This is a genomic window from Nocardia altamirensis NBRC 108246 (assembly GCF_001612685.1).
In the GTDB taxonomy this organism is placed as follows: domain Bacteria; phylum Actinomycetota; class Actinomycetes; order Mycobacteriales; family Mycobacteriaceae; genus Nocardia; species Nocardia altamirensis.
The window spans coordinates 15478-41236 of record NZ_BDAY01000037.1; the positions used below are offsets into that span (position 1 = coordinate 15478).

Sequence of the window (25759 nt, forward strand, 5' to 3'; positions counted from 1 at the left end):
CAGGGCGTTTCGATACGGAACACGCATAAGTGCGCAAGATATGGCGCGCGAATGTGATCGCGATCGGGTCGAAGTGATCGGGGTCACTCGCTCGAACGCCGCCGTTTCAAGATTGCCGTGGCTAAGTAGCGGGTGCGTCCGCCATGATGGGTACGTGTCTGAGATCGTGCGCCGTCGCTCATCCCGAAACGCCAAGTTGGCCAAGATTCCACTCGGCATCGCCGGGCGCGCGGCCGTGGGATTCGGGAAGAAGCTGGCAGGCGGCGACAAGTCGGAGATCAACGCGCAGCTGAATCAGAAGGCCGCGGAGCAGCTGTTCACGGTGCTCGGCGAGCTCAAGGGCGGCGCGATGAAGTTCGGCCAGGCGCTGAGCGTGATGGAAGCCGCAGTCCCCGAGGAATTCGGCGAGCACTACCGCGAGGCGTTGACGAAGCTGCAGGCGGCCGCGCCGCCGATGCCCGCCGAAACCGTGCACCGGGTGCTCGACCAACAGCTCGGCACGCAGTGGCGGCAGCGTTTTCAGGAGTTCGACGACAGCCCCGCCGCGTCGGCCAGCATCGGCCAGGTGCACAAGGCGGTGTGGTCGGACGGTCGCGTCGTCGCGGTGAAGGTGCAGTACCCCGGCGCCGACGAGGCGTTGCGCGCCGACCTCAAAACGCTGTCCAGGATGACGGGATTGCTCGCGACGGTCATCCCCGGCGCCGACGTGAAACCGATCCTCGCCGAGATCACCGAGCGCACCGAGGAAGAACTCGACTACCGCAACGAGGCGAGCAACCAGCGCGCGTTCGCGAAGGCGTTCGACGGGCACGCCGAGATCGTGGTGCCCAAGGTGGTCGCCAGCGCGCCGAAGGTGATCGTCACCGAATGGCTCGACGGCACCCCGGTCTCCTCGATCATCAAGTCGGGCGCCGACGATCCGGAGGGCACCCGCGCGCTGCGCAACCGGGTCGCAGGCCTGATGGGCCGCTTCCATTTCTCCTCGCCCGAAACCGTCGGCCTGCTGCACGCCGACCCGCACCCCGGCAACTTCATGATGCTGACCGACGGCAAGCTCGCCGTCATCGACTTCGGCGCCTGCGCACCGATGCCGAACGGCTTCCCGCCCGTGCTCGGCCGGATGCTCGCGCTCGCGGTCGAGGAGCAGTTCGAGGAACTCACCGAGCTGATGTACGACAACGGCTGGGTCATCCCCGGCCGCGTCGTCACGCACAAGGAGATCGCGGACTATCTGCGTCCGTTCACCGACCCGATCAAGTCCGACTCGTTCCACTTCACCCGCCGCTGGATGCAGCGGGTCGCGGGCAAGGCGTCCGACATCACCAGCCAGGAGATGAAAACCGCACGGGCCCTGCAACTCCCGGCCGAATACGTGATGATCTTCCGCGTCCTCGGTGGCTCCGTCGGCATCCTCGCCCAGCTCGACGCCGAACTCCCCTTCATGGAACTGGTCCGCACCTGGATGCCCGGCTTCCGCGAAGAGCGCACCGCAAGCTGACATCTCTCGGTCACGGCGCGGCGGCCACCGGCATGGGAGCCGGATCCGCGCCGGACTCGCTGACTGAACTGAGTGCTTTGCCGCGGTGGGTCGGTTACCGTCACTGGTGTCCGGATGATGACGACATCGGCAAGGGGTGATCATCATTTCGTACACCGCACGGGTCGTCGGTGTGTCGATCGCGACCGTTGTGGTGCTGATGTCACCGTTGACGGTGGCTACGGCACCTGCGGCCGCCGGCGCAAGTTCTTCGATGGAGCTCACGCTTGGACGTGGCGCGTCCCTCAGCCTGGTCTTCGGGAAACGCACTGTCACGCTGACGTGCGCGCCGGAGATCGGCGGCACGCATCCGCAAGCACAGGCGGCGTGCCGCAGCCTGACCTCCTCCCGCGGCAGCATTCGCTCGCTCGCCGAGTACGCCGAACCGCCGCTGTGCCCACAGGACTTCGTGCCGTACGTGGCCACCATCGCGGGCACCTGGCAGGGCGAACCCATCGCCGACGGCGGAGTGTTCTCCAACGAATGCGTGCTGCGCGCAACCACCGTCTCGGTCTTCGACTTCTGAGAGCACCGAAGGCCTAGCGCCCGACCTGGTTTCGGCGACGCGCACGGTCATTGCCACCCGCCACCCAGCAGCAACCGCGCGGGACTGATCGCTTCGAGATCACCCTCGGTCCGCATCTTTCCGCATCCGCTGCGCTTAAGCGCAGCTAGAGGGGGGTGCGGATTATTGAAGGGTGCGGATTTTCCGATTTCCGGGCCACGGGCGTTGATGAATCGGAAGCCTTCTGATTACCGTGAGGCTAATGCCGTGATCCGGCGCATAGCGGCCGACAATGGGCAGAGCGAACAAGAAGTTGGGTGAGTGTGGGCAACCAAAGCGGCGACCCCGTGCGCTGGCCGGGGCTCGGCCGGGTAGTGCACGACCGCAGAAGGGCGGCGCGGCTGACACTGGCCGCGCTTGCGGCGAAAACCGAGCTGTCCCAGTCCTTCCTGAGCCAGCTGGAAAACGGGCGAACCAATTCGAGCCTGCGCTCGCTGCAACGCATCGCCGACGCGCTCGACACCACCGCGATCGAACTGCTCGCGGCCGCCGACACGGCGCCGGAATCGGTGCTCGTCCGGGCCGGCGAAGGCAGGCTCGACCAGGACGATCCCGGGCAGGACGGCTCGGTGCGCTCACTGGTGCACGGCAGAAGAGACCTGCGCGCGCTCGAGTTCACCGGCGGAACCGAGCGGGGCGCCCGCGAATTCACCCATCAGAACGACGAATTGATCTATGTGATCTCCGGGACGATCACCCTGGCCGCCAACGGCACCGAGGTGACCCTGTCCACCGGAGACTCCTACTACTGCGCCGCGGGCGTGCGCCACCGCTGGTGGGCGCACGCCGACGACACCACAACACTGCTGCTCGCCGTCGCCGACGGGCTGACGGTCCGCAGGGCACCCCACCGGCCACCGCGAACCTGATCCCCATACTCATCCCCGAAACCACTGCAGCACAACGCAAACGAGCCGCCCACCGGGCTACGGTGAGCGGTTCGTCTGCTTTCTCGTTCGTTGGCTCGGCCCGTGTCAGGACCAACCGAATCGAGCACATCGACCGGAGGGAGGGAAGTCACTCCCGGTTTCATGCCGGGACCGCGACCTTGCGCGGGCGTCCGCGCGGGCGCTTGCGAGCGATGACGACCCCCTGTTCGAAGATCTCACCACCCCAGACACCCCACGGCTCACGCCGATCGATGGCCGCGCTCAAGCAGCCCCTGCGGATGGGGCAGCTCGCGCAGAGCGCCTTGGCCTGCTCCAACTGGTTGGGGCTCTCGGCGAACCAGAGATCGGGATCTCCGGCTCGGCAAGGCAGAACCTTGTTGACCTCCTTGGCCCGGGTAGTCGGCGCCACGGTTCGGCATGTCACGTCAGCAGTGGCTTGTGGCCATTCCTGGGCGGTGAACACGTCGTTCTCCTTCAGCTCGTTTGCAGCGGTTCGTTGTGTTGTCCGCGAAACCGGTGCCGTTGGCTGAAGGGCCGAAAAAGATTGGCCACGGTTTCGCGTTGTGCGATCCGTGGCCAGGAGGTCTGGGAGGGAGATTCCCTACCTAGGTATTCGACATCTCTGTCGAGTCCTGATCACGGTCGCTGGGTCTGCGGTGCGGAGGCGTGCTGCCTGCAGTACCGCCGGCTCATAACCGGCGTGAACTGCCATGACGTCATCTGCCTGCTTGGAGACAGACGGGTGCCAGCCTTCGGCGCTTGGCTTGTCCGTAATGACGGTGCAGACGGGGGCATGCATCAGCGTGAGTTTCGCTTGCGTGCCGAACGCACCGATTCCGGACAGACCGATCCCCTGCAAAGCGAGGATCCCCCGGGAGGCCGACATGGGTGAATTCACCGCAACGTCGATGGCGCTGAGATCAAAATTTGTGTTCACGTCTGCCTCCCTCCATATCTCGTAGTGTGTCGGTGACTATGCGCGCCGGGATGACCTCCCAGTGCGTAAAACCCACCTTAGGCAAGTTCGCCGGTGGGGACAACCTATTTTCTACCTGCGGTTTTGGGGTCTTGCGCGCAGCCGTGACGCGATGATCGCGAGCACGTCCGCGCCGTACTGGTCGAGCTTCTTCGCGCCGATCCCCGCGATAGCGGCCAGCGCGGCGTCGTCACCTGGGAGTTGTTCGGCGATCGCGGTGAGCGTGGTGTCGGTGAAAATCACGAACTCCCGCACCTGCAGCGCCTGTGCCTTCTCCGAACGCCACTCCTGCAGCGCGGTAAGCAACTCGACATCGAGCTCCGCCGGGCAGCGCCGACAGCGCCCGAGCATTGTCGCATAGGTCCCGATGAGTGGTTTCGCGCACACTCGACAGGACGGACGAATGCCCTTCGGCGCGGTATCGGCGAGCGGCGCCGCGATCCGCGAGGCCGGCGAATCGTCGGGGACCAGCCCGTTGAGGAAGCGCGAACGGCGCCGGGTGCGTCGCTTGCCCTCGCCGCGGGCCAGCGCCCATGACAGCTGGAGATGTTCGCGTGCCCTGGTCACGCCGACATAGAGCAGCCTGCGTTCCTCCTCGAGCGCCGCCTCGTCGCCGACCGAACCGTCGTCGGCGAGCACGTGCGCGATCGGCAGCGTGCCGTCGGCAAGACCGACCAGGAAGACCGCGTCCCACTCCAGACCCTTCGCCGCGTGCAGCGAGGCCAGCGTGACGCCCTGCACCGTCGGTGGGTGCCTGGCCTCGGCGCGTGCGGCCAGCTCGCGCAGCAGGCCAGCCAGATCCAGGTCCGCGTCGTGATCGAGCAGTTCCTCGGTCAGGCGGACCAGCGCGACCAGCGACGACCACTTCTCCCGCGCCTGGGCACCCGCGGGCTCCTGCGCGGTCAGCCCGACCGGGGCGAGGACCGCCCGAACCAGGGTGACCAGTGCGGTGCCGCTGCGTGATTCGACGGGCAGGTCCTCGCGGGACGCGGCCTGGCGCAGCACCGAGACGGCCTGCCTGACCTCGGGACGCGAGAAGAAGCCCTCCCCACCACGCACCTGATAGGGAATGCCACGCTCGGTGAGCGCCTGCTCATAGCTCTCGGACTGGGCGTTGATCCGGTAGAGCACGGCGATCTCGGCTGCGGGGGTGCCCGCGTCGATCAGCCGCTTGATCGACCTGGCCACCGCGGTGGCCTCGGCGGGACCGTCGTCGTATTCGGCGAAGGCCGGTTCCGGACCATCGGGGCGCTGGCCGACCAACTGCAGCCTGGTGCCCGCGATCCGGCCGCGTGCCACCCCGATCACCCGGTTGGCCAGCGACACCACCTGCGGTGTCGAGCGATAGTCGCGTTCCAGGCGGACCACGGTGGCGTCGGGGAAGCGCCGCGAGAAGTCGAGCAGGTAGCCGGGGGTGGCCCCGGTGAACGAGTAGATCGTCTGGTTCGCGTCACCGACCACGGTGAGGTCGTCACGGTCGCCGAGCCAGGCGTCGAGCACCCGCTGCTGCAACGGGGTGACGTCCTGGTACTCGTCGACCACGAAACTGCGGTAGCGACCGCGGAATTCGTCGGCGACGGCCGGGTAGTCCTCCAAGGCCGCTGCGGTGTGCAACAACAGATCGTCGAAATCGAGCAGCAGGCCGTCCGGTGTGGCCTTGAGCTTTTCGTAGCCCGCGTAGACCTCGGCCACCCGCAGCGCGTCGTACGGCGTCTCGCGGCGCTGCTTGGCCACCTGCCCCGGATAGTCCTCCGGGGCGATGAGCGAGGCCTTCGCCCACTCGATTTCGCTCAGCAGGTCGCGCACGCTGTCGGTGGCCGAGGAGAGCCCTGCGCGCTGCGCCGCCTGCGCGACGAGCGGGAACTTGCCGTCGATCAGCCGCCACGGCACGTCGCCGACGATCTGCGGCCAGAAGTATTTGAGCTGACGCAACGCCGCCGCGTGGAAGGTGCGCGCCTGCACCTGGCTCGCCTCGCCGCCGAGGCCGAGCGCGCGCAGCCGGTTGCGCATCTCCCCGGCCGCCCGCGCGGTGAAGGTCACCGCGAGCACCTGATCCGCTTTCACGTGCCCCGCCGACACCATGTGCGCGATCCGATGGGTGATGGTCCTGGTCTTGCCGGTGCCCGCCCCCGCGAGTACGCACACCGGACCCCGTGGCGCGCGCACGGCGGCGGCCTGTTCGGGGTCGAGCGAATCCAGCTCGAGGCTGGTCGGTTGGTGCGTGCTGGTTGGCGCCACGGCACCCATCATGTCAGTGCCCGCTGACAACTCTCGCGGCCCGCGCAATACTGTCGGCTCGTGGCACACGACACGCCGTCTACCGACGCTGAACCGACCGACCGGCACGCGACCTGGATGGAACTGTTCTTCGACCTCGTCGCGGTCGCGGGCATCGGCCAGCTCACCTATCTGCTGCACCGGGGCCCGACGCTCGGCGACTTCGCCCTGTACGTGCTGCTCTACCTGGCCTTCTGGACGGCGTGGGCGTGCATGATGTTGTACGGCAACATCGCTCGCGACAAGACCAGGATTCCGCTGATGCTGGCGGCGATGCTCGGCCTCGGTCTCATGGCGAGCGCGGTCACCGGCATCCCGGAACGGCACGCGACCACCTTCGCGGTGGTCTACGTCCTGGTGCGCACCGTCGCAGGCGAGGTGTGGGGCCGAGGCGCGATGTTGGTCGACTGGCCGATCGCGCAGCTGTCGGTCGGCGTTGTGCCGTGGATCGCGTCGATCTGGGTGCCCGAACCGTGGAAGTACTGGTTGTGGGCGCTCGGCCTCGCGCTGGATCTGTGGCTGATGTTCGCGATCACCGGCGAACAGATGATGGCGCGCGCACAGGACGGCATCGACCGGCGGGTGCGCGGCTCCCGCCGCTTCAAGGACGTCGAACCACCGAAAGTCAAGGCGCTGCACGTCGATTCGGCGCATCTCGGCGAACGCCTCGGCCTGTACGTGATCATCGTGCTCGGCGAGGGTTTCATCGCGGTGATCGGCGCGGTCGGCGCCGTGCAGTGGCATTGGCGGGTGCTCGCGCTCGGCTTCGGCGCATTCCTGGTGCTGGTGAGCATGTGGGCACTGACGCTGATGTACGGCTTCGTGCCGCGCTTGATGACGGGGGCGGATCCGGACGGTTCGGTGCCGAGGCAGTACATCATGGCAACGCACTGCTGGATCACCGGCGCGATCGCGACGGTCGCCGCAGGTCTCGGCCTGGCCGTCGGGCATGCGGAGGGGCATGTATCCGTCGGCATCGGCTGGGCACTGTGCGGCGGCGCAGCGGCCTACTTCCTGATCACCGGCATCGGCGGTGCGACAAGCGGCGCGGATCGAGGCTGGATTTTCACCTGGCCGTTGCCGTGTGCGGTGCTCGCGGTGGTGCTCGGCGCCCTCGGCCCGCACATCGGCGCGCTCGGACTGGTCTACGGAGTGGTTGTCCTGTTCGGCTGGGCCGTCCTGTGGCAGACCCGTGCCGCCGGTGTGTGGAGGAAGGAACACCGGCGGCCCAGACGGCGTTGAATGGTCCGTGACTGACGCGACGCCCGACCTGACGATGTACTCGACCACCTGGTGCGGCTACTGCCGCAGGCTGAAGAAGCAGCTGGACGAGGCCGGTATCAGCTACGTCGAGATCGACATCGAACAAGATCCGGCATCGGCCGAATTCGTGGGGAGCGTCAACGGCGGCAACCATGTGGTGCCGACGGTGAAGTTCGCCGACGGCTCCACCGCGACCAATCCGTCGCTGGTCGCCGTCAAGCAGGCGCTCGCCGCCCTGGCCTGATCACCACGCTGTCCATCGCCACCGCGCGGGTCCTCGGACCCGCCGCGGGTTTTGTAGTGCCGTCGAGCGCCCAGTCGAGCGCGAACCGCTGTCGGCGGCCGCTCAGTCGAGCGCGGCCCAGGACTCCATGATCGTGCGGGCGATCGAGATCGAGCCGGGCAGCAGCAACCGCGCGCCCGACCCCTGCGCCGACCAGTCGCCGACGGCCAACGCCTCGCGCACCTCCGCGCGGGTGAACCAGTGCGCCTCGGCGATCTCACCATCGGAAAAGACCAGCGGCTGCGCCGGATCGCCGACCGCGGCGAACCCGAGCATCAGCGAGCGAGGGAACGGCCACGGCTGGCTGCCGAGGTAGTGAATGTCGCGGACATCGACGCCGACCTCCTCCTTCACCTCACGCTCGACGCAGCGCTCCAGCGATTCGCCCGCCTCGACGAACCCGGCGAGCAGCGAGAACAGCGACTGCGGCCAGCTGTGCTGACGCGCAAGCAGCACCCGCTCGCCGCCATCGTGAATCAAGCAGATCACCGCGGGATCGATCCGGGGGAACTCCTCGTAGCCGCTCTCGGTAACCCGCGACCAGCCACCCTTGGTCGAGGTGGTCACCGTGCCGTCGGCGCCGTTGAAGCCTGCCTTGTCGTGCCAGTTCAGCAGGGCGACGGCGGTGGAGAGCAGGCTGGTGGTGAGGTCGTCGACCGAGTTCGTCATGCCGCGCAGATCGGTCAGCGAGCCCTGCAGCTGCCGATCGCGTACGGCCCACAGCTGGGTGCCGCGGTCGACACCGAGGAACACCGCGGCGGGGCTCGGCTCGGCGGACAGCTCGATCGCCTTGTCCAGGATGAGCGCGCCGTTCTCGAACCGCACCTGACCGCGGGAGTTCACCCGCAGCAGTTTGGCGTCGCGCCAGCCCTCCTGCAGCGCCTTGGCGTCGGCCCGCGTCTCCTCGGCACGATCGAGCGCGGAACGGGACAGCAGCGGAACACTATTGAGCTCAAAGGCCGGCACGCATCGAGACTATCGCGCCGACCGGGCGACGCCCCGGCGTGGGTTACTTGGTGGTACGGCGGATGTAGAGCAGCTTGTCGCCCGCCTCCAGCGAGTCGACCTCCGGCTCGCCGACCCGAGCCAGCACGCCCGCGCGCACCACGCCGAGCACGATGTCGCTCAGATGCCGCGGCGAGCCGCCGATTTCCGAGGTTTCCACCTCGCGTTCGGCGATCGCGAAGCCTTCCTCCGGGGTCAGCAGGTCTTCCATCATCTCGACCACCGACGGCGTTGTGGTCGCGATGCCGAGCAGCCTGCCCGCGGTCTCCGAGGACACCACCACCGAATCGGCGCCGGACTGCCGGACCAGGTGGGTGTTCTCCGCCTCGCGGATCGCGACCACGATCTTGGCGCTCTTGGTCAGCTCGCGGGCGGTGAGGGTGACCAGCACCGCGGTGTCGTCCCGGTTCGTCGCGACGATCACCGAGGACGCGTTCTGCACACCGGCCAGCCGCTGCACGTCCGACTGGGTCGCCGAACCGTGCACCGTCACCAGGCCCGAGTTCGCGGCCGCCTCCAGCGCGACCACCTCGGTGTCGACCACCACGATGTCGGCGGGCTGGATGCCGTCGCCGAGCATGGCGTCGATCGCGGTACGACCCTTGGTGCCGTACCCGACGACCACGGTGTGATTGCGCACGCTGTGCCTCCATCGCTGAATCTTGAAAGCCTGCCGAGACCGTTCCGTCAGCACGCCGAGAGTGGTGCCGACGAGAACGATGAGGAAGAGGACGCGCAGCGGGGTGATGATGATGATGTTGGCCAGCCGCGCCTCTGGCGTTATCGGGGCGATGTCGCCGTAGCCGGTGGTCGACAGCGACACCGTCGCGTAGTAGAACGCGTCGAGGAACGAGAGCGGGTCGCCCGAATTGTCCCGGTAGCCGTCCCTGCCGATGTAGACGACGAGGGCGGCGCCGAACAGCAACCCGATCGCGAACAGCACCCGGCGCGTGAGTGAAATCCACGGGCTGGTCTGAACTTCCGGGATGCGGAGCACACCGACCAGCGCGAAATGCGGGCGATTCGACAGCCCGAGGGAACGTGCGCGCTCACCGAACACCGAACTCTCCCACCCTGGTCATCGTCGAGTCGGCAGCCCCCGGCTTCGCTTGTCCCTCCGGCACAGCACCGGAGCCTACCCGGTGGCCGCGACCAGACCCGGTCTCGACGCGAACACCCGAGAAATGTAAGGGTGCCTCATGGCAGAAAAAGCACTCGCTCCCGTGCGCGTCGCCGGGCGGCGGCCCGCACTGTTCCTGGCCGCGCTGTTGTTCCCGATGGGTGTGCTGCATTTCGTCGCGCCCAAGCCCTTCGATTCGATCGTGCCGAAGTACCTGCCTGGCGAGCCGAGGACCTACACCTACGCCTCCGGTGTCGCCGAGCTCGGCGTCGCCGCGGCGCTGACCGTCCCGCGCACCCGCGGGCTCGGCGGGCGGCTGGCCGCGCTGCTGTTCATCGCCGTCTTCCCGGCGAACGTGCAAATGACGGTCGACCTGCTGGACAACAAGAAGGTGCCGCGGGTGATCAAGATCGGCTCGATCCTCCGGTTGCCGTTGCAGATCCCGCTGATCACGCAGGCGCTGAAGGTGAGCCGCTCGGCGCGGAACTCCTGATCAGGTCGGCCAATTCGGCAGGACCGGCCAGGCTGGTAGGCGCGATGGTGCGCCCGGTGCGTACGTAATGGAAAGCGGCGCTGATGCGTTCGAGCATCTCCGGTTCCGGCTTGCCCTCCCTGGCCGCCATCAGCCTGGCCCAGGCCAGGCGATAGACCGCGAGCTGCATGGCGACCGCTGACTCCTCGGCGGGCGTCGGTTCGGCGCCGGTCTTCCAGTCGACCACGATCCAGCCGCCGCCAGGCTCGGCGAACACCGCGTCCATCCGGCCGCGAATCACGGTGCCCGCCAACGATGTTTCGAACGGGACCTCCACATCGATCGGGCTGCGGTTGGCCCACGAGGAGCTCAGGAACGCATCCTGCATCGCGGTCAGCTCGTCATCGATGTGCGCGTCGGCGGCGGTGCTGTCCGCCGCGCCGGGGAGCTCGTCGAGGCCGAGCAGGCGGGTCGCGCCGAACCAGCGCTGCACCCAGGCGTGGAAGGCGGTGCCGCGGCGGGCGAGCGGGCTCGGCGGGAACGGTAGCGGGCGACGCAGGCGGGCAGCGAGTTTCGTGGGATCGGCACGCATCTCCACCAGCGCGGTGGCCGCGATCTGGCCGGGCAGCTCGACCTCCTCGGCGGCCGCTTGCTCGGACTCGAATTCGGCAAGGAGCGCGTCGACGTCGGCGGCCCAGCCGTCGGGGTCGTCCGGATCCGGTGGTGCGTTGACGGGGTCCGGCCAGTAGCCGAACTCCGCTGCGGCGAAGGCGATGTCGTCCTCGGAGACGGCATCGTCGAGCGGGTCCGGTGGCAGGTAGGCGAGCGGCTCGTCCGCTGCGGGAGATGCGGCGTCTGCGTGGTCGACGTATGGTGCGTTGTCCATCGGGTCGGGCGGCATATCGTCTGGCGGCTCAGGCAGCACGTCCGGCTCGGGGAACGCGGCCTCGAGCCCAGCGTCTCCGGTGTCCTGCACGGCCGCAACGCCTTCCGAGGCCAGGTCGGCATGCGCCGACGAAAGACTGTCTCCCGGATCGGCATGCTGCGCACGCGGGAGCGCGGGCTTGGCGCGCAACTCGGCCAGTGCGGCGCGAACCAATGCCGCACCCTGCTCGATCGGGTCGCGGCGGTTGCCGAGGGGATCGCGGGGCCATTCGGCGGTGGCGGGGTTGTCGGTGAAGGGGTTCACCGCGTCGTGGGCAGGCGGGTCGTCCCAGCGGGCGATGTCGATGGCGCCGTTGGCGGGGCTGCCCTCGGCTTCGCCTGCGTGCTTCAGTTCGAGCAGGAAGTCGGAGGGCCCCTTCGGCGAGGTGCCGGTTTCGGCCCAGTAGTGCGACGAAACGAGCAGTACCCGTTCGGTTCTGGTGAGTGCGACGTAGAAGAGCCTGCGTTCCTCGTCGATGCGGCGGCGTTCGAGGGATTCCTTGTGTGACTTGATCGCGCCTTCCAGGTCGGCGCGGTCGTACAGGTCGGCCAGGTCGAGGACCGGGACACCCTCCTCCGCGTCGTCCTGTTTGCGGTCGCCACGCAGGGTGGTCGGGAGTTCGGCGAGGGCGCCGAGCCAGGTGCCCGATGCGGTGCCCGACGGGAACACGCCGCGCACCACGTGCGGAACCGCGACGATCTCCCACTCCAGCCCCTTCGCCGCGTGCACCGTCAGCACCTGCACCCGATCCTTGGCGACCTCGACTTCGCCTGGCTCCAACCCGTTTTCGACCGATTCGGCGGCGGCGAGGAACGACAGCAGCCCGCTCAGCGCCGCACCGGAATCGGCGGCGTATCCGGCGACCACTTCGGCGAACGCGTCCAGGTGTTCGCGGCCGGCACCCGTGCCTGCCATCGCCCGGCGGGCCTGTGTCTCCACGCCGACCCCGATGGTGCGCTCCACATCGGCGACCAGTTCCGCCAACGACTGCCCGCTGCGCTCGCGGAGGGCGGCCAGCTCCCGGCTCAGTGCCTCGATCCTGGCGAAGCCCGCCTCCGAATACTGGTCGCGCGGACCGGGATCGGCGATCGCGTCGGCGAGCCCCGCTTGCTCGGCGGGCTCCGGCGCCACCTCGCGCAAGGCCTCGGCCAGCGTGCTGGAGTCGGTGATCTCCGGCGCGTCACCGCTGGTGAAGCGACTGATCGACAGGGTGCGCGCGCGACGCGCGAGCGCGGCGATATCGGCAACACCGATCCGCCAGCGCGCGCCGGTGAGCACGCGCATCGCGGCGCTGCCCGCACCCGGTTCCGCGATCAAACGCAGCGTGGCGACGATATCGGCCACCTCGGGGGTGGCGAGCAGGCCGCCGAGCCCGACGATCTCGACCGGCAAGCCTTGGGCGCGTAGGGCTTCCGCGAGCGGCGACGCATCGGCGTTGCGCCGGACCAGCACCGCTGAGGTCGGCGGCGGCTCCCCCGCGGCACGCCGCACCGCCCATTCCTCGGCGATCCGGACGGCGAGCCACTCCCTTTCGTCGGCGACAGTTTCGGTCAACGCCAGCGCAACAATTCCTTGACCCGCATCGGGTTTCGCCCGCAGCGCGTCGACCGTCACCCCGCCGCCGTCGAGGGCCCTGCGCCGCAACGGTTCCGCGACCAGATTGGCCAGCGCCAATGCCTCGGGCGGGTTGCGCCAACTGGTCAGCAACGGCAGCGTCGGTGCGGGAACGCCTGGCGCGCTGGGAAAGTCGGTGGCGAATCGGGGCAGGTTCGCGGCGGACGCCCCGCGCCACCCGTAGATCGACTGCATCGGATCGCCGACCGCGGTCACCGCCAACCGCTGCCCGACCGCGCCTTGCTGATCAGCATCGATTGCCTTCCTGGCACTTTGCCGCCCGCCAGACTTCTCCCCACGCCCAGCCTGACGCGAGGAGCCTGGCGGGTCGCCGCGCTCGGCCTGGCCTCCGATGTCGGCCTGTCGCGCTTGGCGTGCAGTGCCCGCAGACACTTCCCCCGCCAATCGTCGGCCGATGCCAGGGGCGGGTCCGGCACCACCGAACAAGGCGGCCAACAGGACTCGCTGGGCGTGGCCGGTGTCCTGATACTCGTCGAGCAGGACGAGGCCGAAGCGGGCGCGTTCGGCGGCGGCGACCTCGGGATGTTCGGCGGCGAGCCGGGCGGCCAGCGACATCTGGGCGCCGAAATCCAAGGCGCCGCGGCGACGCAACGCGTCCGCCAGCTGCTGCACCAGCGGGAGCAGAGCGACGCGTTCGCGCTGCACCTGAAGAATGCCGAGCAGGGCCTGGCTCGGTCCGCCGCGCTGGCGTGGGCCCGCGGGCAAGGTGTGCACCAGCTTCTCCAGCTCGGTGTGCGCCTCGGCCAGCTGCTCGGGCTCGATCAGGTGCTCGGCAAGCTGCCCGGACAGGGCAAGGATCGCCTCGGTGACCGAGACCGGCGTGCGGTCGGTGTCCAGATCACCGTCCCAGGTGCGCACGACCTGGTGCGCGAGCTGCCAGAGCTGGGTCTGGGTGAGCAGCGTCGCCGACGGCTCCACCGGCAGCAACAGCCCGTGCTCGGTCAGCAGCCTGCCCGCGTACGAGTGGTAGGTGCTGATCTCCGGCTCGGCGCCGGACAGCTGCGCCCGCAGCTGCCCGGACGGATCGAGGTCGCGCAGCAGCGGCGCGCCTGCCAACCGGGCCAACCGGGTCCGGATGCGAGCGGTCAACTGCTGCGCGGCTTTTCGGGTGAACGTCAGACCGAGCACCGCATCGGGCAGCACGAGCCGATTGGCCACCATCCAGACCACGCGCGCGGCCATCGTCTCGGTCTTGCCCGCCCCGGCCCCGGCCACGACAAGCGTCGGCCCCGGCGGTGCCGCGATCACGGCGGCCTGCTCATCGGTCGGCGGCGGCAACCCGAGCGCCTCGGCCAGCTGATGCGGGGAAACCCGTTCGCCAGTCAAGAACTCACCCCCTGCCCACGGCGGCAGCACGGTCGATCTCCCGCACACCACATGGCGGGTGCGGCATCGAAAAGCCTGCGGCCGTCGGCTCGGGCGATGATCACTCGTCGGTCACCTGCCTGCCGGTGTCCTGGACCGGGCAGCTGCCCGCGACCGAGCAGTGGCGGCAACCGTCGTTGCGCATGGCGAGGTAGCTCGGCCCTTCGGTGGCGGCGGCGGCATCGTGGATGGTTTCGCGCCAGGTCTCGAGCGCTTCGGCGTCCAGCGGCGGCTGCATGCGCTGGGTGGCGCCCTCTTTGTTGCTCGGCTTGGCGACGTAGACGAGGCGGGCGCCGCCTGGTTCGCCGAGGGCGCCGGATTCCGCTGCATCCGAACCCGATTCGGCGGCGTCCAGGGTCGGCTCGCCGGAATCGGCTGCCGCCGGATCGGTTTCGTCGTCCGCGCGCGCGTCCGCCGCGGCCGCGTCGAGCGCGCCCAGCGCGGCGGCCACCTGATACGTCGCCAGCTGTGCGTGATCGACCGCCGCCTGCTTGGTGACCGGCGACTTGCCGGTCTTCACATCCACGATCACGAAGCGGCCGAGCGCATCCCGCTCCAACCGGTCCACCCGGCCGCGGATGCGCACGTCCCGCTCGGCTTCGGTGCGCGCGGGCAGCACGCAGTCGACCGGCACCTCCACGCCGGCCTGGGTGAGTTCGCCGCGGGTGTTGCGCACCCACGCCATGAAGGTCTCCAGCATGGTCTCGGTGCGACGCAGCTCCTGCCGGGAATGCCAGCCGGAGCCGGGATCGACCGACTGCCACGCCTTGTCGAGCGCGGCACGCACCTGCGCCTCCGGCACCCGGCCCGCCAGCGCCTGCACCAGCGTGTGCACCAGGTTGCCCTTGACCGCGTGCGGGTTGTCGCCGTCGGTGCCGCCGTGGCGTTCCAGCGCCCAGCGCAGCGGGCAGGTGCGCAACAGCTCAACGGTGGACGGCGAAAGGCCGACCGCGGTCTCGTCCTCGTCCCACAGCGAACGCGCGGAACTCAATTCGGCGGTGCCGTACCAGTCGTCGGGATGCGTGCCAGGCACGCCGGCACTGGCCAGCCTGGCCAGCTGATGCGCCGCACGCTGCCTGCGATCGGAGTCGGACTCGGGATCGCATACCGCGCCGCGCAATTCGGCAACCAGGGAATGCATGACCAGCGCGCGACCGGGGTCGGCGATCGGCAGCGCGCCGGGTTCGCCGTCCTCGTCGTGCCCGAGCAGTTCGGCGAGGAACCGCGACGGCACCAGATCCCGCTCCCCCGAGACCGATTCGACGGCGGTGACCAGCAGCGAACGCCGCGCCCTGCTGCACGCGACCAGCAACAGCCTGCGCTCCTCGGCGAGGATCGGCGCCGCACGGCTCACCTGCTCACCGGCGTCGATGACGCCCGCCGTGAGGTCGACCAGGTCTTCGGTGTTCAGCAGCGTGCCGCGCGGCCGGGGATTCGGCCAAATCCCTTCCTGCACAGCGGCGACCGCGACGACGTCCCATTCCCGGCCCGCTGCGGCGTGCGCACTGAGCAGTGCGACGGCCTCCTTCGGCGCGGTGCGCGGCGCCGAGTCGTTCGGAATCTCCTGTTGCGTCAGGTATTCCACGAAGCCTTCGATGCTCGCGCGCGGCAGCCGGTCCACATAACTCGCCGCGGCATCGAACAGTCCGACGGCGGCGTCGAGGTCACGGTCGGCCTGCATGCCGACCGCACCGCCGCGTTCGGATTGCGCGACCCAGCGCCGCTCGAGTCGCGCACCGGTCCACAGCGCCCACAGCACGTCCTCCAGGCCGGCACCGCGCGTGCGCGCCTTGCGCGCTCGCGCCAACGCGTCGAGCACCCGCCGCAGCGGTGCCGCCTCGACATCGGTCAGCCGCTCCAGGATGGCCGGGTCGCCGGCGCCGATCAGCAGATCTCGCAGCACCTCCGCGGAGGACTGATCGATGCCGTGCCGCAGGATGATCGGCGGAGCGCTATCGGCAGCCTCGTCACCTCCTTCGTCCGAGCTTTCGACAGCGGCGCGAGGCGCCGGAGGCGCTTCGGCACTGTCGGCGGGCTCGCCGGTTTCGGCGACAGAGCTTTCGGCATCGGCATGCGGCGCCACCGCCGCATCGGCACTGTCTTCTTCCGGCTCGCCACCACGCCATTCGGGTTCTTCGGGCACCCAGTCCGGTTCTACGCCATACCAATCGGCGTCGTCGGCGGCTCGCTCCAGATTTCCCGGCGTCGGTTCCGGCAGCCCCGAGTTCCGTTCCGAGCTTTCGACTACCTGATCGGCCTCGTCCGGCGGCCGCTCCGAGTACTCGTCCTCGGGTGGCGGCTCCGGCCCATCCCATTCGGCGTCATCGACACCCGGCACGGTCGCCGGCGCGCCTTGCACCGACCGTCTGTTCCGTTCGGACTCGAGCACGCTGCGCCGCACGCCGCGCCGCAACCGCCGCAGCGTGATCTGATCGGCGCCACCCAACGGACCGGCCAGCAGATCGAGCGCATCGTCCGGTGTGAACGCCGGTTCCGCTGCTTGCCGCCCGCCGCGCCGCGGGGCCTCGCCCGCGAGCACCGCGCGCAACGACAGCAGCATCCAGGCCGCACCACGCCGCCGCGCCAGCGGCGTATCGAGCGCGGGTTGCTGCACCGGCACCCCTGCCGCCAGCAGCGCGCGCCGCAACGGCGGCAACGACAACGGCACCGACCGGACGATCACCGCCATCCGCGACCACGGCACCCCGCCGGTGAGATGCGCCCGCCGCAAGTGATCGGCAATGAGGGCGGCCTCCTTCGCCGGGGTGGCGAGCACCCGCACGCGCACCTCGGTGCCGTCGTCCTCCGGGTGATCGGCCCGTTTCGGCAGCGAAAAGCGTTGCGGCGCACTGCCCGGCAACCTGGCCGCGACCCTGGCGACCGCCAATCGCACCGCCCCGCCCGCACGATGGCTGTCGGACAATACGATTCGCTGCCCGTCCGGCACGTCCAGGTCGCCGACGAAGCGCGCGTCCGCGCCGCGGAAGGCGAAGATCGCCTGGTCGGGGTCGCCCGCGACCACCGTCGTGTGCGCGCTGTGCCCGATCGCCCTGACCAGCATCGCGGCCTGCGGATCGAGATGTTGGGCGTCGTCGACCAGCAGGTAGCGGATCCGCGCCCGTTCCGCGGCAAGCAGTTTCGCGTCGCCGGCCAGCGCGTCCAATGCGGCGCCGACCAATTCGGCGGCGTCCAGCGCCGGCGCCGTCGCTTCCGGCGCCTCAACGCCCACCGACCAGCGCAACAGCATCGTCTGCTCGTAGCGCACCGCGAATTTACCCGCCGCCACCCATTCCGGTTTACCGTGCTCGCGGCCGAGGTGCACCAAATCCTCTGGCCCGAGCCCACGTTCGGTGGCGCGAAGCATCAGATCGCGCAACTGTTCGGCGAACCCGCCGAGCGGGAGCGCTGGCTGCAGGCGTTCCGGCCACAAGCCGTCCGCGCCTGCGGCGATGTCGATGAGGTCACCGCGCAGCATTTCGCGCAGCACGGCATCCTGCTCGGCACCGGTCAGCAAACGCGGCGGCGGATTGCCGTGCGCGATGGCGTGTCTGCGCAGCACCGAGAAGGCATAGGAGTGCAGGGTGCGCGCCAGCGGCTCCCTGGTCGCACCGGGCACGCCGCCCTCTGCGTCGGGACCGGCAAGGCGTGCGGTGATGGCATCACGCGCGGTGCTGGCCGCCTGCTTCGAATGGGCAAGCACCAGCACCGATTCGGGATCGGCACCGGCCGCGATGCGGTCAGCCGCGAGATCGACGAGCAGGGCTGTCTTGCCCGTGCCTGGTCCGCCGAGCACCTGCCAGGGTCGCCACCCAGGACGGGTCGGCCCTGCCATGGCAGCGGCATCGAACAGCGCGCGAACGTCGGCTCCCCAGGCGCGCGGCCTGGGTGCCGCCACGTTCCGGCGAACAAGTCGCACCGCGCTATCCGATCGCACCACGCGGGCTATTGCAACAGACACGACCGACACGCCGACGCACGCCTCCGGCGACTCGCCCAACGGGTGTTGCGGACGCAGGGCAAACTGGACCCCGTGTCTGCTCTTCATGTCTATCGATTCGGCCCGGCTTCCGGACCGACGGTGCTGGCCATGCACGGTGTCACCGGTCACGGCAAACGCTGGGAAGACCTGGCAACCAACCATCTTCCCGATGTCCAGGTCATCGCACCTGACCTGCGTGGACACGGCCGGTCGAGCAGCTTGCCGCCGTGGACCTTCGAGACGATCGTCGACGATCTCGTCGAGGTGCTCGCGGCGCACACCACCGATCCGGTGACCGTGGTCGGGCACTCGTTCGGCGGTGCGAGTGCGCTGCATCTCGCGCATCGGCGACCAGACCTGGTCCGGCAGCTGGTGCTGTTGGACCCGGCCATCGCGGTAGAACCGGAGCGGCTCGGCCCCATCGCCGACGCGATGCTGGCCTCGCCCGACTATCCGACGATCGCGCGAGCCCGCGAAGACAAGCTGGCCAGCGCATGGGGCGACGTCGCTCCGGAGCTGCTCGAAGCCGAGCTCGCCGAACATCTGGTGCCGACGACGGGCGACCGACTCGGCTGGCGGATGAACCTGGCCGCCGTCACCTCGTACTGGGGACAGCTCGCGCGCCCGTTCGTGCTGCCACCCGCCGATCTGCCTACCGTGCTGGTGCAGGCGACGAAGGTGCAGCCGCCGTATGTCACGCCCGCGTTCCGTGCCGCGCTCAGCGAACACCTCGGTGCGAATCTCACCGTGCACGATTGGGACTGCGATCACATGATCGCCCAAGCACTTCCGGCCGAGACGGCCGCACTGATCCGAGCGGCGCTCTGAATCGATGGCCACCACCGACGCCGAGGTCGAGCGAGTGCGCGCGCTCGTCGCGGCCATCCCGCCAGGCCGGGTGGTCACCTACGGCGACATCGCCGCGGCCGCCGGGCTGTCCACGCCGCGCACGGTCGGCTGGATCATGCGCACCGACTCCGCCGACCTGCCCTGGCACCGGGTGATCGGCGCGAGCGGCAAGCCCGCCGCACACCTGGCCCACCGCCAGCTGAGCCTGCTGGCCCTCGAAGGAGTGCCGATCCAGGACGGACGGGTGAACATCCGCGCGGCACGCTTTCCGCTGCCCTAGCGCCCAGGGCCCGAATCGGTAAACGCACCCGCGGCGAGCCGCCCGCCGGTTACCGTTGAGTCATGTCCACCCGCCTGGCGTGTGTCGTGTTCGATGCAGACCGGCCGCGGTTCGTCGCGGACTTCTGGGCCGAGCTGTTGGGCTGGGCCGTGACCATCGACCGCTCGGATGAAGTGGACGTGGCCGCACCCGACCCCGACGGCGCCGATCTGGCCCTCACCTTCCTCCCTGCGGCCCGAGCCAAGCAGGGCAAGAACCGGATTCACCTCGACCTGGCCAGTCGCTCGTTCGATCATCAACGCGTGCAGGTCGATCGCGCGCTGGCACTCGGCGCCCGCCGGGTCGACATCGGACAGGGCGCGGTGCCGTGGGTCGTGCTCGCCGATCCCGAGGGCAACGAGTTCTGCGTGCTGGAGCCGCGCGAGGAATATGTGGACACCGGCGCCGTCGCCGCCATCGTGGTCGACACCCGTGATCCGGTGCGGCTCGCCGAATTCTGGTCGGCCGCCTCCGGCTGGCCGGTCGCGCACGGTGGCGAGCGGTGGGCGGGCCTGCGATCGGCGACCGGGCTCGGCTCCTGGCTGGAGTTCGTGCGCACCCCCGAGCAGAAGTCGGGTCCCAATCTGATCCATCTGGATCTGACGTCGTTCGATGACCACGCCGCCGAGGTGGCCAGGCTGCGCGCCGCAGGCGCCGTGCCGAGCGAACGGGACGTCCGCAATCCCGAGCAGGGGCTGAGCCTCGCCGATCCGGAAACCAACGAGTTCTGCGTGCTGCGCGCGGCGCACGACTGCTCGATCGTCTAGCTGGACCGCTTTCCGCGGCGGGCACCAGGTCCGCCTCCCTGGTTCGCGGCGGCGACGAATTAGCATGTCCGCCATGTTGTACCTTGCTCGAGGTTGTGCTGGGTGATCCCCGTCGACGCGATCGTGCTCGCCGGTGGACGGGCCAGCCGCATGGGCGGTGTCGACAAACCCGCGATCGTCATCGGGGGCCGCACCATGCTCGACGCGGCATTGGCCGCCGCCGCCTCGTGTGCACACATCGTCGTGGTCGGACCGCATCGAGCCGAGCTGGCGCCGGAGATCGGGCAGGTCCGTGAGGTGCCACCCGGTTCGGGTCCGGTGGCGGCGATCGGTGCAGGGCTGCGCGCGAGCGGTACAGCGTCGCTGGTGGTGGTGCTCGCGGCCGATCTGCCGTTCCTGTCGGCCTGGTCGATCACCGAATTGATCAGGCACGCCACGGAATCCGGCGCCGACGCGGTGTTCGCGGCGGACGAGTCGGGCAGGCCGCAGTATCTGATCGGGGTGTGGCGGCGCAGCGCGCTGAGCGCCGCGCTCGACCGGCTCGGTTCGCCGATCAATCAGCCGATGAAGGCGCTGATTCCCGCCGATTCGGCGATCATCGCGCTGCCCGGCGTCGCGGACTGCGATACCGAGGAGGCGGTGCGGCAGGCCCGCGCGCTCGCGGCCGCGCCTGCTCGCCCGCTCGCGCTGGATGCGGCACGAACCATCCTGCGCGACAACCTTTCCCGGCTCACCAGTTACACCGCTGAGCTGCGCTCGGTCAATGGCGCCGCGCTCGCGGCGGCGGTGGCCGCGGCCGGACCGCTGCCGCGCTTCGACGTCTCCGCGATGGACGGCTACGCGGTGGCGGGCGACGGTCCGTGGCGGTTGCGCCGCGACATCGGGTTCGCGGGCGGGCAACGCCCGGTCGGGCTGCTGCCCGGCGAGGCGGTGCGCATCGCGACCGGCGCGCACGTCCCGGACGGCACCACCAGTGTGGTCCGCGACGAATTCGTCAGGGTGGCAAGCGATGACAGCCTGCACCGACTACCGGACACCCCGATCCGCGACGATGTGCGCCGCCGCGGCGAGGATCGCGCGCCCGGCGATCTGGTCGCGCCGCGAGGCGCCAAGGTGACCGCCGCGCTGATCTCGGCGGCGGCCAGTGTCGAGGTGACGACGGCGGCGGTGCGCGGGCCGGTCCGGGCCCGCATCGTGATGACCGGGGACGAGATCCGCAGCGAGGGCCCGCTGCACGCGGGTCAGACCCGGGACTCGATCGGGCCGATTCTGCCGGATCTGCTGTCCTGGTACGGGATTCGCACCACCGATCGGGTGCATCTGCGCGACACCCCGAACGGGTTCGACGAAGTGCTCGGCGCCGCACCGGAATGCGACCTGCTTGTCATCGTCGGCGCGACCGGCGGCGGCGCGGCCGACCAGCTCCGTGCCGCGGTGACGCGCGCGCAGGCCCGTGTCCTGGTGCAGCGGCTGCTGCTGCGGCCTGGCGGCTCCACGATTGTCGCCGAGTTGGCCACGGGCACCACGGTTCTCGGCCTCCCCGGTAATCCGTTCGCCGCGATCGCGACCCTCATGGCGCTGGCGCCCGCCGTGGTGGCGGGACGCACCGGTGGTGCACCGGGGCGAGCGCTGCTCGGCCCCCTGCACAATGCCGCCGAGATCTCGGGGACCGTCGCCAGGATCGTCCCCGCGTCCTTCGCGCCGCAGGGCGGCTGGCTCGGCGACCCGAACATCCGCACCGCCCATCTCGGCGGGCTCATCGACCGCGACGGTCTGGTCATCGTCCCCGCCGACGCCGTTGACGGTGCGACGGTCGAGTTCCTGCCACTGCCGCGCTGAACAGCGGCAGCAGGTCGACACCGCGATAGACCGGCGCTATCGCCGCCGGTGGGAAACCTGTTGCTGCTCCGGCAATCACTCGGCAACAATCGGGATATGGGACGGAGCTTCGAGGATCTGGTGGCGGAGGCCGCTGCCGTATCGGTGGCAGGCTGGGATTTCGGCTGGCTCGACGGGCGGGCGAGCGAGCAGCGGCCCTCCTGGGGGTATCAGCGGCTGATCGGTGCACGCATGGGGAAAGTCGGTGCGGCGCTGGATATTCAGACCGGCGGCGGCGAGGTGCTCGCCGGAGCGGGGCAGCTGCCGCCGACCATGGTGGCCACCGAGTCGTGGCCGCCCAACGTCGCGAAGGCGACGCAGTTGCTGCACCCGCTCGGCGCCGTGGTGGTCGCCGACCCGGATGAACCGCCATTGCCGTTCGGCGACAACGCGTTCGACTTGGTGACCAGCCGCCATCCGGTGACCGTCTGGTGGGCGGAAATCGCCAGGGTATTGCGCCCTTCGGGCACATATTTGGCGCAACATGTCGGCGATGCAAGCGTTTTCGAGCTGGTCGAATACTTTATCGGCGCACAGCCCGAGGAAATTCGGCGGCGGCGCAATCCGGCGGACGATCGCGCGGCCGCAACGCAGGCAGGCCTCGATGTCGTCGACCTTCGCTACGAACGATTGCGCGTCGAGTTCGGCGATATCGGCGCGGTCACCTACTTCCTCAGGAAGGTGCCGTGGATGGTTCCCGACTTCACCGTTGACCGATACCTGGACCGGCTGCGGACGCTGCACGACGAGATCGAAGCGAATGGCCCATTCGTCGCCCACTCGACCAGATTTCTAATCGAAGCCCGCAAAAATTGACACGTCATCAATGCTTCTACCTGCGGAAACACTCAGGATCGCCGGTGTAACCCGCATTTTTCACTTTCCCTTCCGGAATTGGTGTCACCTCGCTAGTGTGGGTGAGGTTAGGCGAATATCAAATCCCCGGAAAGGACCGAGTGGAGATGGCTGAAAAGTCGAAGAACGCGCCTAAGAAAGCGCCGAGGCAGATGGATCGGCAGCAGCAGCAACAGCGCCAAGGGCAGGGTCAGAACCAGAATCAGGGAATGAACCGCACCGGCGCGAATTCAGAGGGCCAGCGCATGGGCCAGCGCCAGACCGATTCGAACGATCGGCGCAGTGACGACCAGCGCAGGATGGGCCACAACTAACTGATCTACACGTGCGGCCGCCGGTTCAACGACGAACCGGCGGCCGCGCGGGTGTCCGTCGCGGCACGTTCCGCGCAGCGTGCGTGAAAGGCTGGTCATCGGGCCCGCGCTGCGGATTACTGGGACGATGCCTGTCCCCTCGCATGCGCGCGGCTACGAATCCTTCGCCGGAACCATCGGACGCACCACCACGGATTCCACCCCCGAGTGGACCTATCCGCCGACGGCGCCCCCCGACGCACCGAACATCATCGTGGTGCTGGTCGACGACATGGGATACAGCGATATCGGCCCGTTCGGCTCCGAGATCGACACGCCGACCCTGGATCGGCTTGCCGCGCGCGGTGTCCGGCTGACGAACTACCACACCACCCCGCTGTGCTCGCCGTCGCGCGCCGCGCTGCTGACCGGAATCAACTCGCATCGTGCAGGTTTCGGCTTCGTCGCCAACGCCGACCCCGGCTATCCCGGCCTGCGCCTCGAACTCGCCGACGATGTGCTGACGTTGCCGGAGATCCTGCGCGACAACGGATACGCGACCTACGCGGTCGGCAAATGGCACCTGGTGCGCGACGCGACGATGAACCCGGCGGCGCATCGGGATTCGTGGCCGACTCAGCGCGGCTTCGACCGCTACTACGGCTCGCTGGAGGGCCTGAATTCGTTCTACTACCCGAACCAGCTGGTGTCGGACAGTTCCGTCGTCGACGTCGAGGAGTATCCGCAGGGCTACTACCTGACCGATGACCTGACCGACAAAGCGATCTCCTATCTCAAGGATCTGCGCGCACACGACGCGGCCAAACCGTTCTTCCTGTACTTCGCGCACGTCGCCATGCACGGCCCGTTGCAGGCCAAGCCCGCCGACCTGGCCAAGTACCGCGGCCGCTACGCCGAGGGCTGGGACGCACTGCGGCAGCGCAGGTTCGCCGCGCAGCTCGCGCATGGCCTGTTCCCGCCGGGCACCGAACAGAAGCCGCGCAACACCGAGCCGGGCTACGAAGCGGCGGAATGGGATTCGCTGACCGAGGCACAGCAGCGGCGCTTCGCCCGATACATGGAGGTGTACGCGGCCATGGTCGACAGCATCGACCAGAGCCTCGGCCGCATCCTCGACACCCTCGAGCAGTTCGGCGAACTCGACAACACCATCGTGGTGTTCACCTCCGACAACGGCGGCACCGCCGAGGGCGGTCCGGAGGGAACCCGCTCGTATTTCGCCGAATTCGCGCACATCGACGACCAGGACTGGATCGGCGACGTCCCGCACGACGAGGAGTTGATCGGCACCGCGCGGCTCGGCGTGCACTACCCGCGCGGCTGGGGGCAGGCGTCGAACACGCCGTTCCGCTTCTACAAGGGCCAGACGTTCGCGGGCGGCGTGCGGGTACCTCTGCTGGTGTCCTGGCCGAAGGGTTTGCCGCGCCGTGCCGACGACAACGGCATCCGGCACGAATACGCCTACGTCACCGACCTGGCGCCGACCCTGCTCGAGCTGGCCGGCCTACGCCGACCCAGCGTCCGTAACGGACTGCCCGCCAAGGACTTCGACGGCGTCTCCGCCGCCGAGCTGCTGCGCGACCCGCAAGCGGCGACCAAGCACACCGAGCAGTACTCCGAGATGACCGGACATCGCGGCTTCTATCGCGACGGCTGGAAACTGCTGTCCCTGCACGAGCGTGGCGCCGATGTCGACGCACCGAACTGGCAGCTGTTCGACGTCCGCGCCGATCCGACCGAGCTGCACGATCTTTCGGCACAATTCCCGGACAAGGCCGCCGAACTGGCCGCCGCCTGGGACGAATCCGCATGGGCCAATACCGTTTTCCCGCTGCTCACCCGACAAGATCTGGCGCGCAGGCGGCCAGAGGAAGCCAGGTTCAGCGACCCGGTTCGGCTGCTGCCAGGCACGCCGACCTTGGAGCGGTATCGGTCCCAGCGACTGATCGCCTACCGGGACTTCACGATCACCGCCGACCTGGCCGACTACCGTCCCGGCGACGAGGGAGTCCTTGTCGCACACGGTGATCCGCTCGGCGGCTATCTGCTCTACCTCGAGGACGGCTGGCTGACGTTCGGGGTGAACAGCTACGGCAGCTACGCCGCGGTGTCGACCGGACCGCTCGAGCCCGGCATCCGCCGCATCACCGTGTCGGCGACGGTGCGCCCGCGGCTGCGCTGGGATTTCGGGATCGATGTCGACGGCACCCGGGTGGCCGAACTCCGTGACCAGGTGCAACTGGTCGGCATGTCGCCGTGGACCGGCATCTCCGTCGGTATCGACGCCCGCGGGCCGGTGTCGTGGGAGCTCCGCGCGCGCCGCGGCGCCTTCCGCTACTCCGGCGCCCTGCGCGCCGTGACCTACACTCCCGGCCCGATCCGAGTTCCGACGGGCACCATCGAAGCGGTGGAGCGAGAAGCGGAATTCGTTGCGGAGTAGTCGAGTCCGCGCTTACCTCGGCGGTAATTGTCCGGCCCGTGCGCG

19 protein-coding genes are annotated in these 25759 nt (G+C 69.2%); 13 read left to right on the forward strand and 6 right to left on the reverse strand.

The features are described 5' to 3' along the window. Positions 1 to 154: 154 nt before the first annotated feature. From NA11_RS20270 to NA11_RS20280, 3 genes are all read left to right on the forward strand, one after another. On the forward strand, positions 155 to 1498 hold the full coding sequence (locus NA11_RS20270; protein ID WP_069163597.1) for an ABC1 kinase family protein: 1344 nt from the start codon (positions 155 to 157) through the stop codon (positions 1496 to 1498). Positions 1499 to 1634: 136 nt separating this feature from the next. Beyond that, entirely contained in the window at positions 1635 to 2063 is a 429-nt protein-coding gene (locus NA11_RS20275; RefSeq protein WP_084654840.1) for an SSI family serine proteinase inhibitor, read from the forward strand. A gap of 296 nt (positions 2064 to 2359) precedes the next feature. After that, a complete protein-coding gene (locus NA11_RS20280; RefSeq protein ID WP_218023352.1) occupies positions 2360 to 2971 on the forward strand; it encodes a helix-turn-helix domain-containing protein in 612 nt (203 codons plus the stop codon). Between the two features lie 160 nt (positions 2972 to 3131). On the opposite strand, the gene NA11_RS20285 is transcribed toward NA11_RS20280, so the two are convergent. Together NA11_RS20285 and NA11_RS20295 are read right to left on the reverse strand one after the other, a co-directional pair. Next, positions 3132 to 3455 carry a WhiB family transcriptional regulator gene (locus tag NA11_RS20285; RefSeq protein WP_141717721.1) on the reverse strand — a complete coding sequence of 108 codons (324 nt, stop codon included), beginning with the start codon at positions 3453 to 3455 and terminating at the stop codon, positions 3132 to 3134. Positions 3456 to 4040: 585 nt separating this feature from the next. Beyond that, positions 4041 to 6215: an ATP-dependent DNA helicase UvrD2 gene (locus NA11_RS20295; RefSeq protein WP_141717731.1), complete on the reverse strand. Its 2175-nt coding sequence runs from the start codon at positions 6213 to 6215 to the stop codon at positions 4041 to 4043. A 51-nt stretch (positions 6216 to 6266) separates the two neighbouring features. Here NA11_RS20295 and NA11_RS20300 point away from each other — a divergent pair, with 51 nt between their 5' ends. Continuing rightward, a complete protein-coding gene (locus NA11_RS20300; RefSeq protein ID WP_069163530.1) occupies positions 6267 to 7487 on the forward strand; it encodes a low temperature requirement protein A in 1221 nt (406 codons plus the stop codon). A 34-nt stretch (positions 7488 to 7521) separates the two neighbouring features. Continuing rightward, positions 7522 to 7752 carry a mycoredoxin gene (locus NA11_RS20305; RefSeq protein ID WP_141717732.1) on the forward strand — a complete coding sequence of 77 codons (231 nt, stop codon included), beginning with the start codon at positions 7522 to 7524 and terminating at the stop codon, positions 7750 to 7752. Positions 7753 to 7854: 102 nt separating this feature from the next. On the opposite strand, the gene nudC is transcribed toward NA11_RS20305, so the two are convergent. Both nudC and NA11_RS20315 read right to left on the reverse strand, forming a co-directional pair. Further along, complete coding sequence (gene nudC, locus NA11_RS20310; protein ID WP_069163532.1) at positions 7855 to 8757, reverse strand: NAD(+) diphosphatase; 903 nt, start codon at positions 8755 to 8757, stop codon at positions 7855 to 7857. Between the two features lie 43 nt (positions 8758 to 8800). After that, positions 8801 to 9856 (reverse strand): potassium channel family protein, encoded by a 1056-nt coding sequence (locus NA11_RS20315; protein ID WP_069163533.1) that lies wholly within the window; start codon positions 9854 to 9856, stop codon positions 8801 to 8803. A gap of 139 nt (positions 9857 to 9995) precedes the next feature. Here NA11_RS20315 and NA11_RS20320 point away from each other — a divergent pair, with 139 nt between their 5' ends. Continuing rightward, complete coding sequence (locus NA11_RS20320) at positions 9996 to 10409, forward strand: DoxX family protein (protein WP_069163534.1); 414 nt, start codon at positions 9996 to 9998, stop codon at positions 10407 to 10409. Here NA11_RS20320 and NA11_RS20325 read toward each other — a convergent pair. Beyond that, positions 10366 to 14274 carry an ATP-dependent helicase gene (locus NA11_RS20325; RefSeq protein ID WP_069163599.1) on the reverse strand — a complete coding sequence of 1303 codons (3909 nt, stop codon included), beginning with the start codon at positions 14272 to 14274 and terminating at the stop codon, positions 10366 to 10368. The two genes, NA11_RS20320 and NA11_RS20325, sit on opposite strands and share 44 nt — an antisense overlap. 100 nt (positions 14275 to 14374) lie before the next feature. Then, positions 14375 to 18247 carry a PD-(D/E)XK nuclease family protein gene (locus NA11_RS20330; protein WP_069163600.1) on the reverse strand — a complete coding sequence of 1291 codons (3873 nt, stop codon included), beginning with the start codon at positions 18245 to 18247 and terminating at the stop codon, positions 14375 to 14377. An 87-nt stretch (positions 18248 to 18334) separates the two neighbouring features. On the opposite strand from NA11_RS20330, the gene NA11_RS20335 reads away from it, so the two are divergent. From NA11_RS20335 to NA11_RS20360, 7 genes are all read left to right on the forward strand, one after another. Then, on the forward strand, positions 18335 to 19120 hold the full coding sequence (locus NA11_RS20335) for an alpha/beta fold hydrolase (protein ID WP_281197021.1): 786 nt from the start codon (positions 18335 to 18337) through the stop codon (positions 19118 to 19120). A 4-nt stretch (positions 19121 to 19124) separates the two neighbouring features. Next, positions 19125 to 19421 (forward strand): MGMT family protein, encoded by a 297-nt coding sequence (locus tag NA11_RS20340; RefSeq protein WP_069163535.1) that lies wholly within the window; start codon positions 19125 to 19127, stop codon positions 19419 to 19421. 62 nt (positions 19422 to 19483) lie between these two features. Further along, positions 19484 to 20227 carry a VOC family protein gene (locus tag NA11_RS20345; protein WP_069163536.1) on the forward strand — a complete coding sequence of 248 codons (744 nt, stop codon included), beginning with the start codon at positions 19484 to 19486 and terminating at the stop codon, positions 20225 to 20227. Between the two features lie 102 nt (positions 20228 to 20329). Next, the gene (locus tag NA11_RS20350) at positions 20330 to 22066 is read left to right on the forward strand and encodes an NTP transferase domain-containing protein (RefSeq protein WP_141717722.1); all 1737 of its coding nucleotides are present in this window, start codon (positions 20330 to 20332) and stop codon (positions 22064 to 22066) included. A gap of 96 nt (positions 22067 to 22162) precedes the next feature. Further along, complete coding sequence (locus NA11_RS20355; RefSeq protein WP_069163603.1) at positions 22163 to 22921, forward strand: class I SAM-dependent methyltransferase; 759 nt, start codon at positions 22163 to 22165, stop codon at positions 22919 to 22921. A gap of 146 nt (positions 22922 to 23067) precedes the next feature. Beyond that, positions 23068 to 23274, forward strand: coding sequence for a hypothetical protein (locus NA11_RS44910; RefSeq protein WP_141717723.1), 207 nt, complete (start codon positions 23068 to 23070; stop codon positions 23272 to 23274). 127 nt (positions 23275 to 23401) lie between these two features. Next, positions 23402 to 25714, forward strand: a complete 2313-nt coding sequence (locus NA11_RS20360) for an arylsulfatase (RefSeq protein WP_069163537.1) — start codon at positions 23402 to 23404, stop codon at positions 25712 to 25714. Positions 25715 to 25759 lie beyond the last annotated feature (45 nt).

Coding starts and splice junctions, on each gene's coding strand:
- NA11_RS20295 (WP_141717731.1), bottom strand. CDS start 6,215: ATGGGTGCCGTGGCGCCAACCAGCACGCACCAACCGACCAGCCTCGAG.
- NA11_RS44910 (WP_141717723.1), top strand. CDS start 23,068: ATGGCTGAAAAGTCGAAGAACGCGCCTAAGAAAGCGCCGAGGCAGATG.
- NA11_RS20360 (WP_069163537.1), top strand. CDS start 23,402: ATGCCTGTCCCCTCGCATGCGCGCGGCTACGAATCCTTCGCCGGAACC.
- NA11_RS20355 (WP_069163603.1), top strand. CDS start 22,163: ATGGGACGGAGCTTCGAGGATCTGGTGGCGGAGGCCGCTGCCGTATCG.
- NA11_RS20340 (WP_069163535.1), top strand. CDS start 19,125: ATGGCCACCACCGACGCCGAGGTCGAGCGAGTGCGCGCGCTCGTCGCG.
- NA11_RS20320 (WP_069163534.1), top strand. CDS start 9,996: ATGGCAGAAAAAGCACTCGCTCCCGTGCGCGTCGCCGGGCGGCGGCCC.
- NA11_RS20345 (WP_069163536.1), top strand. CDS start 19,484: ATGTCCACCCGCCTGGCGTGTGTCGTGTTCGATGCAGACCGGCCGCGG.
- NA11_RS20305 (WP_141717732.1), top strand. CDS start 7,522: ATGTACTCGACCACCTGGTGCGGCTACTGCCGCAGGCTGAAGAAGCAG.